Below are 13915 nucleotides of genomic sequence, written 5' to 3' on the forward strand. Positions count from 1 at the left end.
TAGAGCCGTGATATAATGGAACGATGATGGTTAGGAGACATAGATTCTCCATTTTTAATCCCGAAAGTGAGATGTGCGTTGTGGAATCTTTAAAAGCTCTTATTGAACAACTGATTAATGACCGTACCTTGATTATGGCTACCTTAAGCCAAGTACGTAACAAAGGGGAGACCTGTACGAAGGTACAGATTAAACCTGTCGAACTAAAAGGTAAGTTGCATTATCAGTTTGCGTCCTATATTGGTACAAAGGTTGAACATCGCAACGTACCGGCAGAATTAGCAGCGGAGGACATGACTCTTTTATTTAGAGAATCATATCGCCAAGGCTTGTTATGCACGGTGGAAGCGGATTATCAGGTGCTGATTAGCAAGAAATTCAAAGTATCCATCCTTACCAAGTCTCCAAGTAAAAAAGAAGAGCCGGATCTGGCACACAACCGCCGCAAGCGTTATGTGCTGGAGGATGGAGAACCTGTGCCATTTCTTGTGGAGCTTGGCATAATGAACAGAGAAGGAAAAGTGCTGGCCAAGCGATACGATAAGTTCCGGCAGATCAACCGTTTTTTGGAGATGGTTGAGGATGTGCTTGCCGATCTGCCAACGGGACGGCCATTAACGATTGTTGATTTTGGATGTGGTAAATCGTATTTGACCTTTGCTCTTTATCACTATCTGACCGTCCGCAAGAAGCGGGAGCTTAATATTATTGGACTTGATTTGAAAGCGGATGTAATTGAGCATTGTAATGAGCTTGCTGCGAAAATCGGTTATGATCACCTGAAGTTCCTTGTGGGTGACATTGCCGAGTACGATGAGCTGGATCAGGTAGATATGGTTATAACGCTTCATGCTTGTGACACAGCTACAGATGCTGCACTCGAAAAAGCAGTACGTTGGGGCGCCTCCGTCATTTTGTCTGTGCCTTGCTGTCAGCATGAATTGTTCGCGCAGATTGAGAATGAAGTAATGAGTCCGATGCTTTCACATGGGATACTTAAGGAACGTTTCTCTGCCTTGGCTACGGATGCTATCCGTGCCAAATTGCTCGATATGATGGGTTATAGCAGCCAGCTGCTGGAATTTATCGACCTGGAGAATACACCGAAGAATATTTTAATCCGCGCCGTTAAAAGCTCGGGTGGTGATAACTCCGTCAAATGGCATGAATACACCGCATTCCGTGATTTTATAGGGGCGAAACCTTACCTTGAGCGCGTATGTGCTGACCTGCTTCCGAGTGAAAGTTTGGTGGAGGGATAATAGCACGGCATTTTAGGAGCGGTAAGTTGCTTTAGTTGTATTTTGTGCAGCTAAATACGCTCTGAGGTTGCTTTACTGTGAATTAGTTGCACTCTTTGCAACTATCAAGCTTTTTTGATGAGAATTGGGACGGTACAGCTCCTTCGTGGAGAGGTATCGTCCTTTTTGCATTCTAGTTTTGCGGAGGGGAAATGTGGAAAGGATAGAGATAACTTAACGAATACAGGGGTATCTAAATGGGGAGCGTTAACAGTGAACGGAGATTGGATTCAATAATCGTATACTTTAGTGCAGCCTTAGTAATCACAGCTGGAGTTGGAGCATGTTTGCTGCGAGGATTCTTTTTTACAGAGGAGATGTATCCTTTTCTTACCTTATGGTTTGTGATGTGCTCTTCGGTCCTGCTTTATTTGTACACTGGAGTGGGTAAGTGGAGAAGTAGTGCAGGGGGAACGAGTGGAGTACTCAGAGCTGTGAAAATAATGTTGATCGCGCCTTTGCTAGTTCTATCACTCTATCTGATTCAGTGGTTAAGGGAACCTCTTTCGGCACAGGGCACAATGAATGAAATATTACGGTGGGGCTTGTATGCTAGCTTTGCATTTTTGGTTTGTTTTTGCGCGTTGAATCGGGTGGGGCGTCAGCTTATCATTGCTGCGTGGTCTATTTTGGGCATATTCTTAAGCATAAGTGCTTTGCTGGCAGTGTGCGGGGTGGTAGAGTTACCTTTCGCTATAGCCTACAGCAATTCATCGGAAGTAAGCATTACAGGTGCCAGATTAGCGGGGGTGATGGAATATCCTAATGCCTTTGGTGCTGTGATGGCTGTTTTTCTATTGGAGCGGCTGTTTGCTGTCGCTGCTTATTATGAAGGACCTCAGAAGAGTGTGGATGGATGCGATAGATTGGAGCGGCGAGAAGCGGGAAGCACGGCCGCCGCGCTGCTGCGCTTGCTGCCGCTGTTCCCGTACGCCGCCGCGCTGCTCCTCAGCGAGTCGCGCGGCGCGTGGCTGACGGCGGCTTGCGCCTGCGCCGCCGTCTTGCTCTGGAAGCGGCAGCTCATCGCGCCGCTTCTTGCCGCTGGCGCCGCGCCCGTGGTCGCCGCGGCGCTGCTCTACCGCCAACTGGCCCGTGCCGGGTTGGCGGTAGAGCCTTTGCCCGGCCTGCTGTTGCTGGCCGGTCTTTGGGCCGGCGCGTTGCTAGCCGGCCTATGGCTGTGCCGCCGCCAGCGCAGCGCGGCGGGCATTGCCCGAGCCGCCATGCTAGCATTGGCGGCAGCAGGTTGGACGGCGGCGGGCACCGCCGTCCTCCTGCACGTGCGCGAGCGGATCACCGGACCGTCATCGACGGTATCCGCGCGTGGTCTGTTCTACCGTGACGCCTGGCGGCTGGCGGTAGAGGCACCTTGGCTGGGGCGCGGGGGCGAGACTTGGCGGAGTTCATACCTCGCCGCCCAATCTCGCCCTTATGTTGGCAGCCAAGTGCATAACGGTTATCTCGACATCCTGTTGAACCTAGGATTTGTCGGCCTGGCAGCCATACTGCTTATGCTGCTAGCAGCAGGCTGGCTGCTGGCTAAGAGATCGCCGTGTCTGCTGCCGCCATTTTTGGTTATCGTTATGCATAGCGCAGTCGATTTTGACTGGAGCTACGGATTAATCTGGCTGCTGCTTTTTTGGCTGCCAGCACTTGCCCTGTCTGAATATGAGCAGAAACATCAATCTGCGAATACCCGCTTTACGTCCATAAGTTTGCTCACCACACATTTCGCATCCGCGAACCCGCTAATAACTCACTCGACTTCCTTGAATCTATCACCCCCATATCCCCGCCGACTATTTATCACTGTCGCCTGCTGCCTTTGTCTCATGCTATCTGTATTGTCCCTTCAGGCCGCACAAGGAGAGAGGTACTACCGGCAAGCAGTTCAGACGGTTGATCCCTCGGTGAAGGTAGGTTTGCTAGAGCAATCACTAGCGTGGAATCCCCGGTCTCCCAAAACAGCTGTAGCATTATCCAGGCTACTTACGGGTGAACAAAGCGTGAGTATACTCCAGCAGAGTTTGCAATATTCTCCGGAGAATGCAAGTTTAAACTGGGAAATGGCTAGACGATGGATGTACAGTGATGATCCAGGAGCTGCATTATATTGGATACGTCGAAGTATTCAGCTTGATAAATACAACTCTGTTAAGTGGGTCAAAGGGATTGAAGGCATGCTTATGATGGGCCGGAAAAAGTTAGCGGAAGGGAATCGAATGGAGGCCATAAGCTGTATTGCCTCAGGGAACGAGCTTCTGCGGGAGTATAGAGTGCTGGCAGAATACGAGGGAAGTAAAGGTGAGCAGCATAATGACCGGAAGTTCCAAATAACAGAACAAGCCGACGACCTGAGTCGACGGCTTAGTGTATTGGCTTCACGATTTTAACTGACGTGAAATGATCCAAGAGTATAGAACAGGAACGAGAATAACAAGCACAAGAGCTGTAATAATAAGGGTCTGAGACAAGACGCCGCTCAAAAAGGCTCCCCCAAAAATAAGCAACCCGCCGATCATCCACATTCTTCCGGAAAGACGATGTGTTTTTCGCCACACCTCTGGGCTAGAGAGCGTCCATGCTGTGCGAACACCGAACAAATAATTATCTTTTACCTGTGGCATGTAGTTGCCGAGCGCAATAAACATCACTCCTAAGGCTCCTATAGCAATTTTACCCACATTAATATCTTTACCCAGACCGTAAGCAACCGTGAGCACGAGCATGAGATTAAAAAGCACCCCAATAGCGAGTCTGCTCATAGCATAGGCATTTTCGAACTTCTTATAATTTTCCCGTTTAGGATCGATGCTACGTGTGAATTGCATGATCAGCGGAAGCACAATACCCAGGATTCCGAACATAAAAATAGCTATGTTTTTATCCCAATACCGGTTGACTTTACCCGTAATTCCCCACTGCGCGGGCAGCTCCTGTGGCAGCTTGCCATAATTGATTAAAGCATAAGCTAATGAAGCTAAACCTAATATCACAATCAGTGTATCTTGCCATCTCCATTTAAAATCCTTCATCTTCAATCAGCCTCCTTCTCAGAATCCATATCCTGACGGCTTTGTTTTCCGTCCAGTGATTTGCTTTCCGTCTCCGTCTGCTTTCCCGTACCTGTTAGCTCGAGCAACCAGCCAAGAACCTCTTCGAGAACCGTCGTATTTAAAGAATACATAATGAACTGACCTTTTCGTTCATCCTGTACGAGATCGGCATGCTTCAGTGCATTCAGATGGTGAGAAATGCTTGGTTTTGACATGTTGAAAAAATCAGCAATTTCACCTGCGGTTCGGTCCTTCTCCCTTAGTAACCGAATGATTTGGCGACGGGTAGGGTCAGCTAGTGCTTTGAAAGACTCATTCATATTCCACCCACCATTTCGATATTTAGGTAATTGTCTAAATATATAATAACCATTCATATTCTTATCTGTCAATGCGTATTCTCCTCATTTTAATTGAGAAAGAAATTGTCACCGAATCTTTGGATTTACCGCCGTTTGAGGCTATGCCCTTGCTAATACTAACTGTGGGCAAGTACTCGATGAATGGTTCGAAACATAGAAGCGGAGGAGAGGATATATGATGCTGACGAATAAGGTTGCAGTTGTTACAGGTGCGGGTTCTGGGATTGGAGAAGCAATTGCTCTTCTTTTTGCCCAGCAGGGGGCTAAGGTTATTGCAGCGGACATCCATCTGGAGGATGTTGAAGCGGTGGCCAAGAAGGCAGAACAAGGTCATGGCAACGGGGTGGTGTATCCTGTAAAAGCAGACGCTTCGAAGGAAGAGGACACTCAACGAATGATTGATATTTGGTGGACTTCATATTCTCGTTAATAATGCGGGGATCATGGATAAAATGACCCCGGCTCATGAAATCACAGACGACTTATGGGAGGACGTAATTGCAGTGAACGTCACCGGACCCATGAGAGCCATTCGTAAGGTGCTACCGATTTTTATGGCACAAGAAGGTGGATGTATCATCAATGTAGCATCGATCGGCGGCTTAGAGGGATCACGTGCAGGAGTGGCCTATACTGCCTCCAAGCATGCTGTCATCGGTATGACTAAAAATGTAGGGTATCAGTACTCGAAGCTTGGAATTCGCTGTAATGCTATAGCACCAGGTGGGGTAAAGACGAATATTGATTTGTCTAATCCGAGTGCTTTTGGTAGTCAAAAGGCAGGAGATGGTATGGCGTCCATGCCGCGAACAGGGGAAAGTAGCGAGATCGCATCGATAGCTTTATTCCTGGCTTCAGAAGCTGCGAGCTTCGTGAATGGAACGGTAATAACGGCGGATGCCGGATGGACCGCTTATTAAATAGCTTTTACATTTTAGACAAAGAGGTGTCCATTTCCATCTTCATTGCTGGAAGTGTACACCTTTTCTGGTTATACAGGTTGTTCTAACTCTTTTTAAGAGAGGGTCGATATAGGGTAATGGCCTCGCCGCTGTAAGTAGATGTGATAAGGTTGCTTGTGCTAGAATAGGCTAAGAGAAACTGGAAAATAGAGCAGAGCGGCAGAGCTTTTAAAAATATAAGAAAGTAAAAGTTTAGCATCTATACTTTATGTTCTTATATTTCTCGCTTAAACGCTAAGCGTCTTTAAATAGACGCCAAAGATGTTTATGCTAGATACATAGCCATATTCTGCGGAAAAGGGAGGAGGAGTACGGTTGCATGTTATTTCTGATCTGATCTCAACATTGTTTGAATGGATTCAGAGTCTTGGTTATTTTGGGATTATGATCGGACTTATGATTGAAGTTATTCCGAGTGAAATTGTACTGGCTTTCGGTGGCTTTTTAGTATGGAGTGGAGATATTAATTTTTTTGGCGCCGTATTATTCGGTACGATCGGCGGAGTCATTGCACAGATTTTTGTATATTGGATTGGCCGTTATGGTGGCAGACCTGTTTTGGAGAAATACGGGAAATATATTTTCATTCAAAAGAAGCATATTGACCATTCGGAAGAGTGGTTCAATAAATACGGGACTGGCGTAATCTTTACAGCTCGTTTTATTCCGGTTGTGCGTCATGCCATTTCCGTTCCAGCTGGGATATCGAAAATGCCTTTAGGTAAGTTCACTTTGTTGACTACGCTTGCTGTTATTCCATGGAGTGCTCTGTTTGTATATCTGGGTATGACCTTGGGGAATAAATGGGAAGATATTGACAAAGTAGCAGCTAAGTATACCAACGAAATTATACTTGTAGCGATCGCTCTGATCATCATTTACTTTGTGTTTAAATGGTACAAATCCAAGAAAAAGGGGACTACAAAATGAAGCAGAATGTAGCTCAAAAGTTTGGAAAAGGCCTAACACCGCGCCAATTCGTAGAAAGTATGACGAAGAATCAACAGGCTTTTGAATCCTGGTATGAGAAGTTTAATTGGGAAGATGAGAGCGATAAGGAATATTTCGAAAGTCTGAACCATCGCGACGATTTGCGGGTACTTATCCTAGCAGCAGATTGGTGTGGAGACGTAGTACGCAATGTTCCTGCTGTATTCCGTATTCTGGAGACGGCGGGAATGAAGACAGAGGTATTTATTTTGGAAGAGAATCCGGAGCTTATGGATGATTTCTTGACCATGGGTGGCAGATCTGTCCCAGTCGTGATTTTTGCAGACACTGGAGGATATGTGCTCGGACATTGGGGTCCTAGACCAGAGCATGTGCAGAGTATAATGAGAGAGTTCAAACGTGAGAATCCTGATCGTGAGGCCGCTGATTACGACAGCAAAATTGCAGAAGCACGTAAGGCCATGGGGCAAGCCTATGGGGAAGGAACGGAATATCAGGCAGTTATCGCAAAAGAACTGCGTAGTCTGATTTCCGGATTCTAAACCGATGCTAAATATACGTTCATTTAATCTGGGTCCACTTCAAACGAATGCCTACTTACTGACAGGTGCGGATCCTGCAAAGGGTATCATCATAGATCCTGGTATGAATCCTGCTGCATTAGTGCGGAGTATCGAAGGAATGGAAATCGAAGCTATTTTGTTAACGCATGCACATTTTGATCATATGGGCGGTGTAGACGAAATTCGTAAAGCTAAGAAATGCCCTGTTTATTTACATCCACTTGAAAGTGAATGGCTAAGCAACCCCAAGCTGAACGGTTCACTAATGTGGTCGGAGGTGTCACCTCCTCTAGCTACAGATCCTGCGGAATATGATCTGGCAGAAGGGCAAGTTCTGCAGTTCATTGGACACACCTTCCGTGTGTACCATACACCTGGTCACTCTCCAGGCAGTGTAAGTTTCCTTTGTGGAAATGATCTATTCTCCGGAGATGTACTCTTTAAAATGGGAGTTGGACGCACAGATTTGCCTGGTGGTAGGGAACGGGATCTGTTCGATTCTATTCGTGGCAAGCTATACAAAATGGATGATGAAGTAAAGGTTTATCCAGGACATGGTCCACGGACAACCATTGGATTTGAAAAGATTCGCAACCCTTATGTTCCTCAATAGACGTTGGTTCTAGTAGAACCGACAAAAACCGAGGAAGTTTTAATAGACAAAAGACTACAAAAGGACTAGAATGAGGTTAATTAAATGTAACATTTACCTCGCGAAGCACGCAGACTGCGGAATTAATCCCGGTTTGCGTTCTTTTTTTTGTCTTCATATAGGCTTAAAAGCATGGAGGGAAGTAGAATGGAGAAGAATATATACTACCCGCTGGACTACGGTTGGTATGACTCCAAGGAGAAATGGAACCATTTTTGCAGCAGTAAATGCCGATTTTTTTCGGAGTGTTCAGGAAAGGGTGGCTTTTGTTCATCCATAGAACGTAGAGACATACAATTTGAAAATAAGGAACTTCGTAATGGCTTGCTTCAGGAGACCTGTGGGGTTTACGGGGGAGTACCAGTGGTTTCAGGAGGCGAGCTCAGAAGAACGCCTCTTTTTTGGCATTTTCCGGCAAGGAAAGGGATAATTCAGCCCTGGCGGCGCAAGTTGTGGGATCTCAAAAAATAATTATGGAGTGGAATGAACGATTCATAATACATATTCGTACTACAAATAGAAACGAAATCTTGAATGGAGGGGCAGATGAGCGATCAGTCGCTGGAGAGAATCAGACGGGCACAGCAGGGGGATACTTCAGCACTGTCTTCACTGCTGCGAGAACACTATACTTTTTTATTCAAATATTTAATCAAGGTGACCATGGACCCGTTGCTGGCAGAGGATCTTGTACAGGACACCATGGTCAGATGTATGGAGAAGATCAACACCTATAACGGAACTTCTTCCTTTTCCTCTTGGTTAATCACAATTGCCACCAGAATATTCATTGATCGCAAGCGGCGCTGGAAGCGTGAAGCGGAATGGAAACAGCGGGAGCAACAGGAACAGGGGATCCGTTCGATTCGTTGGCGATTTGAGAGCAGGGGGGAAGAATGGAGTGAAGTGCTGGATTCCCTCTCCAGATTACCTTCTGCGCAAAGAGTGGCTGTGCTACTGAAGCATTACTATGGCTATAGTTATGACGAAATTGGCGAAATCCTGCGAGTTCCTTCAGGTACAGTCAAGTCGCGTGTATCCCTTGGACTTAACCAACTACGAAAGGAGCTGAATGAGGATGGAGAAGGATAAAGATAAGGAGCCTGAGTTGTATTTGCATAAGCTTTCAGATGAGCTTGACCGGTTAGATGCACAATATAATGACATCACACCACCTTCATTACAGGAACTGGAGAGGTTAATGGTTGATGCCTCTGTGCATAGAAAGAGCATGGAACGTAAAGAGCTGCTGTTATTCTGGGGCATATCGATGATCCTGATCAGCGTATTTCTATCCATTCTCGGTTCTGCACCGATGATCTATTGGATTATTCAAGCGATTATTCCTATTGCGGGACTCAGTGCTCTAGGAATAGCGAGGATCAGGAGGAACAGAGAAGGTGCGCAAGAATGAATGAGCTGCAGGATGTGCCTCTATGGTTATGGTTTTGCATAGCGATAGCATTAATGCTGCAAGGGACATTGCTATTCCGGGACGCAAGACGACGCGGAAGAAAAGCCTGGTTCTGGGGTCTATGGGCTATAACTACAGTTCCTTCACCCGCTTTGGTCTATTTACTTGTTGTCATTCTACCGGAAAGACGTAGGAGAAAGAAGTTGTGAAGGTCCAGGATATGAGCTCGTTCCTTTCATTACACAAAAGGAGTGGTACTTCATGGAAGAGGTAAAATGGGGTTTAATCATGCCGTTAATCATTCTGCAGGCTTTGCTTGCTATTATTGGACTGATATCTCTGGCCAAAGCGGATAACGTTCGTGGTCCAAAATGGATGTGGATTATTATCATTATTTGCGGAAATATATTAGGCAGCGTAGCTTATTTCACAATAGGAAGGAAAGATGTCTGATGTCACTCCTTCAAGTTACGAATTTGCGCAAAAGCTATGGGGCGCATGTTTCCGTAAATGATATAAGCTTTGAAATTGAGAAAGGACGGTGCGTCGCTTTACTGGGGCCTAACGGTGCTGGGAAAACGACCACACTTCGTATGCTGGCAGGGCTGTTAGAACCCACCTCTGGAATGATTTCATTTGAGGGGAGCCGTCCGGGAGCAGGATATCGCAGGGGATTAGGATATGTGCCACAGTCTCCAGCTTTTTATGGGTGGATGACTGGACATGAATATGTTATTTTCGCTGCAAAGCTTAGTGGGATGGGGACTAAAGACGCTACCAGCAGGGCATTGGAATCGCTTGAGCGTGTAGGGCTTAAAGGTGATGCTCGTCGCCGGATTGGTGGATACTCTGGCGGGATGAAGCAGCGGCTGGGTCTGGCTCAGGCGCTTGTGCATCGGCCTCGTCTACTATTGCTTGATGAGCCTGTATCTGCACTTGATCCGATTGGTCGCAGAGAAGTAATGGGACTGATGCGGGAAATACGTGAAGAGACAACGGTAGTTTTTTCTACACATGTGCTGCATGATGCAGAAGAAATTTGTGATGATATTATTTTAATGAATCAGGGCTTGATTGCTGAGAAGGGGTCTTTATCACAGCTTCGTTCACAATACAGCCTTCCTGTTATTCGTGTACGTACGGAGAAGCAAGAAAAAGCTATTCAGTGGCTGGAGTCTCTTGCTGCCAAACCGTTTGTACTAGAGACTCAGTTGTTCGGAGATCAGGCCATTTTTAATGTGAACGATGTAGACATGGCTCGTTGGACGATTCTGCAAGAAGCGGCGCAGCTTGAAATTCCATTGCTGCAATTTGAAGCGGGTTCTTCCACGTTAGAGGATTTATTTATGAAGGTGGTGGGAGTATGAGAAGCGCCTGGGTCCTTTATCGCAAAGAAATGCTCGAAATGACTCGCAGTTATAAGTTAATCTGGATACCTGTCGTTTTTATCATATTAGGCATTATGCAGCCGTTAACTACTTATTATTTGCCGGAAATATTAAAAGCTTCAGGTGATGTTCCCCCAGGACTGCTAGAGGGGTATGAAATACCGAGTGCCGCAGCTGTGATGGCGCAATCTCTGGGACAGTACGGAACGATCGGAATGTTAGTATTGGCGCTTGGCGCGATGAATGTTTTAGCTGGTGAGCGCTATAGCGGAACTATGGAATTAATTCTGGTAAGGCCGGTTTCTCCGGCCGCAATAGTGTTCGCTAAATGGGCAGCGCAGCTGACCCTGTTGATCGTTGCTCTTGGATTGGGTGCAGCGGGCGCGGCTTACTACACGGAGCAGTTGATTGGTTCACTATCTTGGGGCGATGTTATCGCAGCTTCTGGAGTATATAGTTTATGGTTATTATGTGCTGTCTCGGCTACGTTGTTGTTTAGTGCCTTTTTAAAACCTCCAGTAGCCGCATTTTTAGCACTGGCGTTAATGGCTGGCTCGTCATTAGGCTTAAGCTTATTGCCTACATGGTTTGACTGGACACCCGCAGGACTTTCCGGGCTGTCAGCAGGAATTCTTACAGCTGGAGAGGGCTTTAGAGCAGGTCCATATCTTTCTGCCGGTGTATTGATCATAATTTGCCTTGTTGGGGCTTCGCTTTTGACAAGGAAGAATAACTTTCCCGACTGATTATTATCCTGTGCTGTATCGAATATAGTATATTTAAAAATATAAGAAAGTATAAGTTTCACACTATACATTTTCCTTCTATTTCTCGCATAAACGCATATCGTCCTTAGGGGACGCCGAAGGCGTTATTGCTTGGTAGAATTCTCAGGATCGTCCGGCCTGCCGCTAGACAGTTCTATCTTTTTTTAGTAGACTGTTGAAATAAGCAAAATCATGATAGATTTTGGGGTCAGGAGGTAGGGCGATGCTGCGTTTAGGAGAAAAGATTGTCATTGTTGCGGACGCTTTTGAGCAGAGTCTTCCTATCGGGGAATACGGCTACCTAATTGCTTACGACCGCAATCCCGATAATGCGTTTGACTATGTTATACGTGTACCGGAGGCCAACAGGAACTTTTATGTTCCGGCTGAAGACATTGAGGCGGAAGAACATTTATTAGTAGCTGAGGCTGAAAGAGCAACGCATGAAGCGTTAATTGATTATGCTTTGTCCACGTACAATGAGAAGCTGTTCCATCATTTGATGAACGGTGAAGATATGGATACAGAAGAGACGGAAACAACGTCAACCGAAAGCATGTCCCAAGCAGATTTCATTAAACAAGTGAATCTTAGAGCTTGGATTTAAGGAAGGCCGGCGAAAGCCGGCTTTTTTGTTATAACCCCATCATTGAATTGTCCAAGCTTCTACAATATAATTAAAAACGTTATCCGGGCGCTTTAGCCCTTTAAACAGGAGGGATTTATCTTATGAGCATTACCGTTAAAGATGTGCAGCATGTGGCCAAGCTGGCTCGTCTGCAATTGAGCCCGGAAGAAGAGGCAACCTTTACAGAACAAATGAATGCTATTTTACAATATGCTGAGAAGTTGAATGAGCTAGATACGGAGAATGTGAAGCCGACCACGCATGTACTGCAGGTCAGTAATGTGATGCGTGATGATGTTGTGAAGGAAAGCCTAACGCAAGAGGAAGCACTTCTTAACGCGCCGGATGATGAAGACGGACATTTCAAGGTTCCAGCTGTTTTGGAATAACTACATAATTAGAAAGGGGGAAGAATCTTGAGCCTGTTTCAAAATCGATTGCCTGAAGTACATCGCATGTTAACTGCTAAAGAAGTGTCGGTCAGTGAACTGACTGAAGAATCGCTGGCGATTATCGCTGAGCGGGATAAGAAAGTAAATGCATTTTTGACTTTGAACGAGGAGGGCGCTCGTAGCACCGCACGCGCTTTGGACGACAAACTGGCATCTGGAGCAGCACGTGGATTGCTGTTTGGTCTTCCTGCCGGAATTAAGGATAATATTGTAACTAAGGGACTACGCACGACCTGTGCCAGCCAATTTTTGAAAGATTTCCAGCCGATTTATAACGCTACTGTGGCTTCTAAACTGCAGCAGTCAGATGCCGTAACGATCGGTAAATTGAATATGGATGAATTCGCTATGGGTGGATCTAATGAGAATTCAAGCTTTGGTCCTGTACGCAATCCTTGGGATTTAGAGCGTGTGCCCGGCGGTTCCAGTGGCGGATCTGCTGCAGCAGTAGCTGCAGGCGAAGTGTTCTTCTCACTAGGTTCGGATACTGGGGGTTCCATCCGCCAGCCTGCTTCCTATTGTGGTGTTGTAGGTCTCAAACCTACTTATGGTCTTGTATCACGTTATGGACTGGTAGCCTTTGCTTCCTCACTCGATCAGATTGGACCATTAACACGTAATGTAGAGGATTCTGCATATGTGCTTCAAGCGATTGCTGGTTATGATGCCCAGGACTCTACTTCAGCTAAAGTAGAAATTCCTGATTATTTGAGTTCTCTGACTGGTGATGTTTCCGGACTTCGCATTGCTGTACCTAAGGAATACTTGGGAGCAGGTGTCGATGCTTCTGTGCGTGAGACAGTCTTGTCCGCACTTAAGGTGCTGGAAGGAATGGGTGCTGTCTGGGAGGAAGTTTCGTTACCACATACGGAATACGCAGTAGCAGCTTATTATTTGCTGTCCTCTTCGGAAGCTTCATCTAACCTCGCGCGTTTTGACGGTGTGCGTTATGGTGCACGTGTAGATGAAGGCGGAGGATTGCTTGATCTATATCTTAATTCCCGCAGTCGCGGCTTTGGCCCTGAGGTCAAACGTCGTATTATGCTAGGGACTTATGCGCTTAGCTCCGGGTATTACGATGCTTATTATTTAAAAGCACAAAAAGTGCGTACTTTGATTAAACAGGACTTTGATGACATCTTTAAAAAATATGATGTGGTCATTGGCCCAACAGCGCCTACGACAGCATTCAAATTAGGTTCACAGACGGAAGATCCGCTGACCATGTATCTGAACGATATTCTCACGATTCCTGTGAGCTTGGCAGGTATTCCTGCCGTTAGCGTTCCTTGTGGCTTTGCAGAAGGCATGCCAGTAGGTTTGCAAATTATCGGTAAAGAATTTGACGAGAGTACGATTCTGCGTGTTGCTCACGCTTTTGAACAAAATACTGATCATCACAAGCAGCGTCCACAGCTGTAG

17 protein-coding genes and 1 pseudogene are annotated in these 13915 nt (G+C 46.1%); 16 read left to right on the forward strand and 2 right to left on the reverse strand.

The window, feature by feature from the left end:
• Positions 1-71 precede the first annotated feature (71 nt).
• Together MKY52_RS13110 and MKY52_RS13115 are read left to right on the forward strand one after the other, a co-directional pair.
• Positions 72-1262 (forward strand): class I SAM-dependent methyltransferase, encoded by a 1191-nt coding sequence (locus MKY52_RS13110; RefSeq protein ID WP_341053412.1) that lies wholly within the window; start codon positions 72-74, stop codon positions 1260-1262.
• 236 nt (positions 1263-1498) lie between these two features.
• On the forward strand, positions 1499-3691 hold the full coding sequence (locus MKY52_RS13115; RefSeq protein WP_341051665.1) for an O-antigen ligase family protein: 2193 nt from the start codon (positions 1499-1501) through the stop codon (positions 3689-3691).
• On the opposite strand, the gene MKY52_RS13120 is transcribed toward MKY52_RS13115, so the two are convergent.
• Both MKY52_RS13120 and MKY52_RS13125 read right to left on the reverse strand, forming a co-directional pair.
• A complete protein-coding gene (locus tag MKY52_RS13120) occupies positions 3680-4333 on the reverse strand; it encodes an SdpI family protein (protein ID WP_341051666.1) in 654 nt (217 codons plus the stop codon). The two genes, MKY52_RS13115 and MKY52_RS13120, sit on opposite strands and share 12 nt — an antisense overlap.
• A 2-nt stretch (positions 4334-4335) precedes the next feature.
• Complete coding sequence (locus MKY52_RS13125) at positions 4336-4674, reverse strand: autorepressor SdpR family transcription factor (protein ID WP_341053413.1); 339 nt, start codon at positions 4672-4674, stop codon at positions 4336-4338.
• A 217-nt stretch (positions 4675-4891) separates the two neighbouring features.
• On the opposite strand from MKY52_RS13125, the pseudogene MKY52_RS13130 reads away from it, so the two are divergent.
• The 14 genes and pseudogenes from MKY52_RS13130 to gatA all read left to right on the forward strand — a co-directional run bounded on the left by MKY52_RS13130 (position 4892) and on the right by gatA (position 13915).
• Positions 4892-5636: pseudogene (locus MKY52_RS13130) on the forward strand (SDR family oxidoreductase).
• Positions 5637-5993: 357 nt separating this feature from the next.
• Positions 5994-6608, forward strand: a complete 615-nt coding sequence (locus MKY52_RS13135; protein WP_042191826.1) for a DedA family protein — start codon at positions 5994-5996, stop codon at positions 6606-6608.
• Entirely contained in the window at positions 6605-7171 is a 567-nt protein-coding gene (locus tag MKY52_RS13140; RefSeq protein ID WP_149644897.1) for a thioredoxin family protein, read from the forward strand. Before MKY52_RS13135 ends, MKY52_RS13140 begins: the two co-directional genes overlap by 4 nt.
• A 4-nt stretch (positions 7172-7175) precedes the next feature.
• On the forward strand, positions 7176-7805 hold the full coding sequence (locus MKY52_RS13145) for an MBL fold metallo-hydrolase (RefSeq protein ID WP_341051669.1): 630 nt from the start codon (positions 7176-7178) through the stop codon (positions 7803-7805).
• A 186-nt stretch (positions 7806-7991) separates the two neighbouring features.
• Entirely contained in the window at positions 7992-8315 is a 324-nt protein-coding gene (locus tag MKY52_RS13150) for a hypothetical protein (protein ID WP_341051671.1), read from the forward strand.
• 75 nt (positions 8316-8390) lie between these two features.
• Positions 8391-8936 carry an RNA polymerase sigma factor SigY gene (gene sigY, locus MKY52_RS13155; RefSeq protein ID WP_149644899.1) on the forward strand — a complete coding sequence of 182 codons (546 nt, stop codon included), beginning with the start codon at positions 8391-8393 and terminating at the stop codon, positions 8934-8936.
• Positions 8923-9258 (forward strand): YxlC family protein, encoded by a 336-nt coding sequence (locus MKY52_RS13160; protein ID WP_341051672.1) that lies wholly within the window; start codon positions 8923-8925, stop codon positions 9256-9258. The genes sigY and MKY52_RS13160 overlap by 14 nt, the downstream gene beginning before the upstream one ends.
• Positions 9255-9467, forward strand: a complete 213-nt coding sequence (locus tag MKY52_RS13165; RefSeq protein WP_341051673.1) for a hypothetical protein — start codon at positions 9255-9257, stop codon at positions 9465-9467. Before MKY52_RS13160 ends, MKY52_RS13165 begins: the two co-directional genes overlap by 4 nt.
• A 52-nt stretch (positions 9468-9519) precedes the next feature.
• Complete coding sequence (locus tag MKY52_RS13170) at positions 9520-9711, forward strand: PLDc N-terminal domain-containing protein (protein ID WP_036680175.1); 192 nt, start codon at positions 9520-9522, stop codon at positions 9709-9711.
• Positions 9711-10625 (forward strand): ABC transporter ATP-binding protein, encoded by a 915-nt coding sequence (locus tag MKY52_RS13175; protein ID WP_339798604.1) that lies wholly within the window; start codon positions 9711-9713, stop codon positions 10623-10625. Before MKY52_RS13170 ends, MKY52_RS13175 begins: the two co-directional genes overlap by 1 nt.
• On the forward strand, positions 10622-11392 hold the full coding sequence (locus MKY52_RS13180) for an ABC transporter permease subunit (protein ID WP_340972841.1): 771 nt from the start codon (positions 10622-10624) through the stop codon (positions 11390-11392). The genes MKY52_RS13175 and MKY52_RS13180 overlap by 4 nt, the downstream gene beginning before the upstream one ends.
• A gap of 244 nt (positions 11393-11636) precedes the next feature.
• Entirely contained in the window at positions 11637-12020 is a 384-nt protein-coding gene (locus tag MKY52_RS13185) for a hypothetical protein (protein WP_042131017.1), read from the forward strand.
• A 122-nt stretch (positions 12021-12142) separates the two neighbouring features.
• Positions 12143-12430: an Asp-tRNA(Asn)/Glu-tRNA(Gln) amidotransferase subunit GatC gene (gatC, locus tag MKY52_RS13190; RefSeq protein WP_042131015.1), complete on the forward strand. Its 288-nt coding sequence runs from the start codon at positions 12143-12145 to the stop codon at positions 12428-12430.
• Positions 12431-12457: 27 nt separating this feature from the next.
• Positions 12458-13915: an Asp-tRNA(Asn)/Glu-tRNA(Gln) amidotransferase subunit GatA gene (gatA, locus tag MKY52_RS13195; RefSeq protein ID WP_341051675.1), complete on the forward strand. Its 1458-nt coding sequence runs from the start codon at positions 12458-12460 to the stop codon at positions 13913-13915.

Source organism: Paenibacillus sp. FSL P4-0184, assembly GCF_038004625.1.
Classification (GTDB): domain Bacteria; phylum Bacillota; class Bacilli; order Paenibacillales; family Paenibacillaceae; genus Paenibacillus_AQ.

Excerpts from the sequence above, each read along its gene's own strand:
- MKY52_RS13125 (WP_341053413.1), bottom strand. The coding sequence starts at position 4,674 with ATGAATGAGTCTTTCAAAGCACTAGCTGACCCTACCCGTCGCCAAATC.
- gatC (WP_042131015.1), top strand. The coding sequence starts at position 12,143 with ATGAGCATTACCGTTAAAGATGTGCAGCATGTGGCCAAGCTGGCTCGT.
- sigY (WP_149644899.1), top strand. The coding sequence starts at position 8,391 with ATGAGCGATCAGTCGCTGGAGAGAATCAGACGGGCACAGCAGGGGGAT.
- MKY52_RS13120 (WP_341051666.1), bottom strand. The coding sequence starts at position 4,333 with ATGAAGGATTTTAAATGGAGATGGCAAGATACACTGATTGTGATATTA.
- MKY52_RS13145 (WP_341051669.1), top strand. The coding sequence starts at position 7,176 with ATGCTAAATATACGTTCATTTAATCTGGGTCCACTTCAAACGAATGCC.
- MKY52_RS13110 (WP_341053412.1), top strand. The coding sequence starts at position 72 with ATGTGCGTTGTGGAATCTTTAAAAGCTCTTATTGAACAACTGATTAAT.
- MKY52_RS13140 (WP_149644897.1), top strand. The coding sequence starts at position 6,605 with ATGAAGCAGAATGTAGCTCAAAAGTTTGGAAAAGGCCTAACACCGCGC.
- MKY52_RS13175 (WP_339798604.1), top strand. The coding sequence starts at position 9,711 with ATGTCACTCCTTCAAGTTACGAATTTGCGCAAAAGCTATGGGGCGCAT.
- MKY52_RS13180 (WP_340972841.1), top strand. The coding sequence starts at position 10,622 with ATGAGAAGCGCCTGGGTCCTTTATCGCAAAGAAATGCTCGAAATGACT.
- MKY52_RS13160 (WP_341051672.1), top strand. The coding sequence starts at position 8,923 with ATGGAGAAGGATAAAGATAAGGAGCCTGAGTTGTATTTGCATAAGCTT.
- MKY52_RS13185 (WP_042131017.1), top strand. The coding sequence starts at position 11,637 with ATGCTGCGTTTAGGAGAAAAGATTGTCATTGTTGCGGACGCTTTTGAG.
- MKY52_RS13165 (WP_341051673.1), top strand. The coding sequence starts at position 9,255 with ATGAATGAGCTGCAGGATGTGCCTCTATGGTTATGGTTTTGCATAGCG.
- MKY52_RS13170 (WP_036680175.1), top strand. The coding sequence starts at position 9,520 with ATGGAAGAGGTAAAATGGGGTTTAATCATGCCGTTAATCATTCTGCAG.
- MKY52_RS13150 (WP_341051671.1), top strand. The coding sequence starts at position 7,992 with ATGGAGAAGAATATATACTACCCGCTGGACTACGGTTGGTATGACTCC.
- MKY52_RS13115 (WP_341051665.1), top strand. The coding sequence starts at position 1,499 with ATGGGGAGCGTTAACAGTGAACGGAGATTGGATTCAATAATCGTATAC.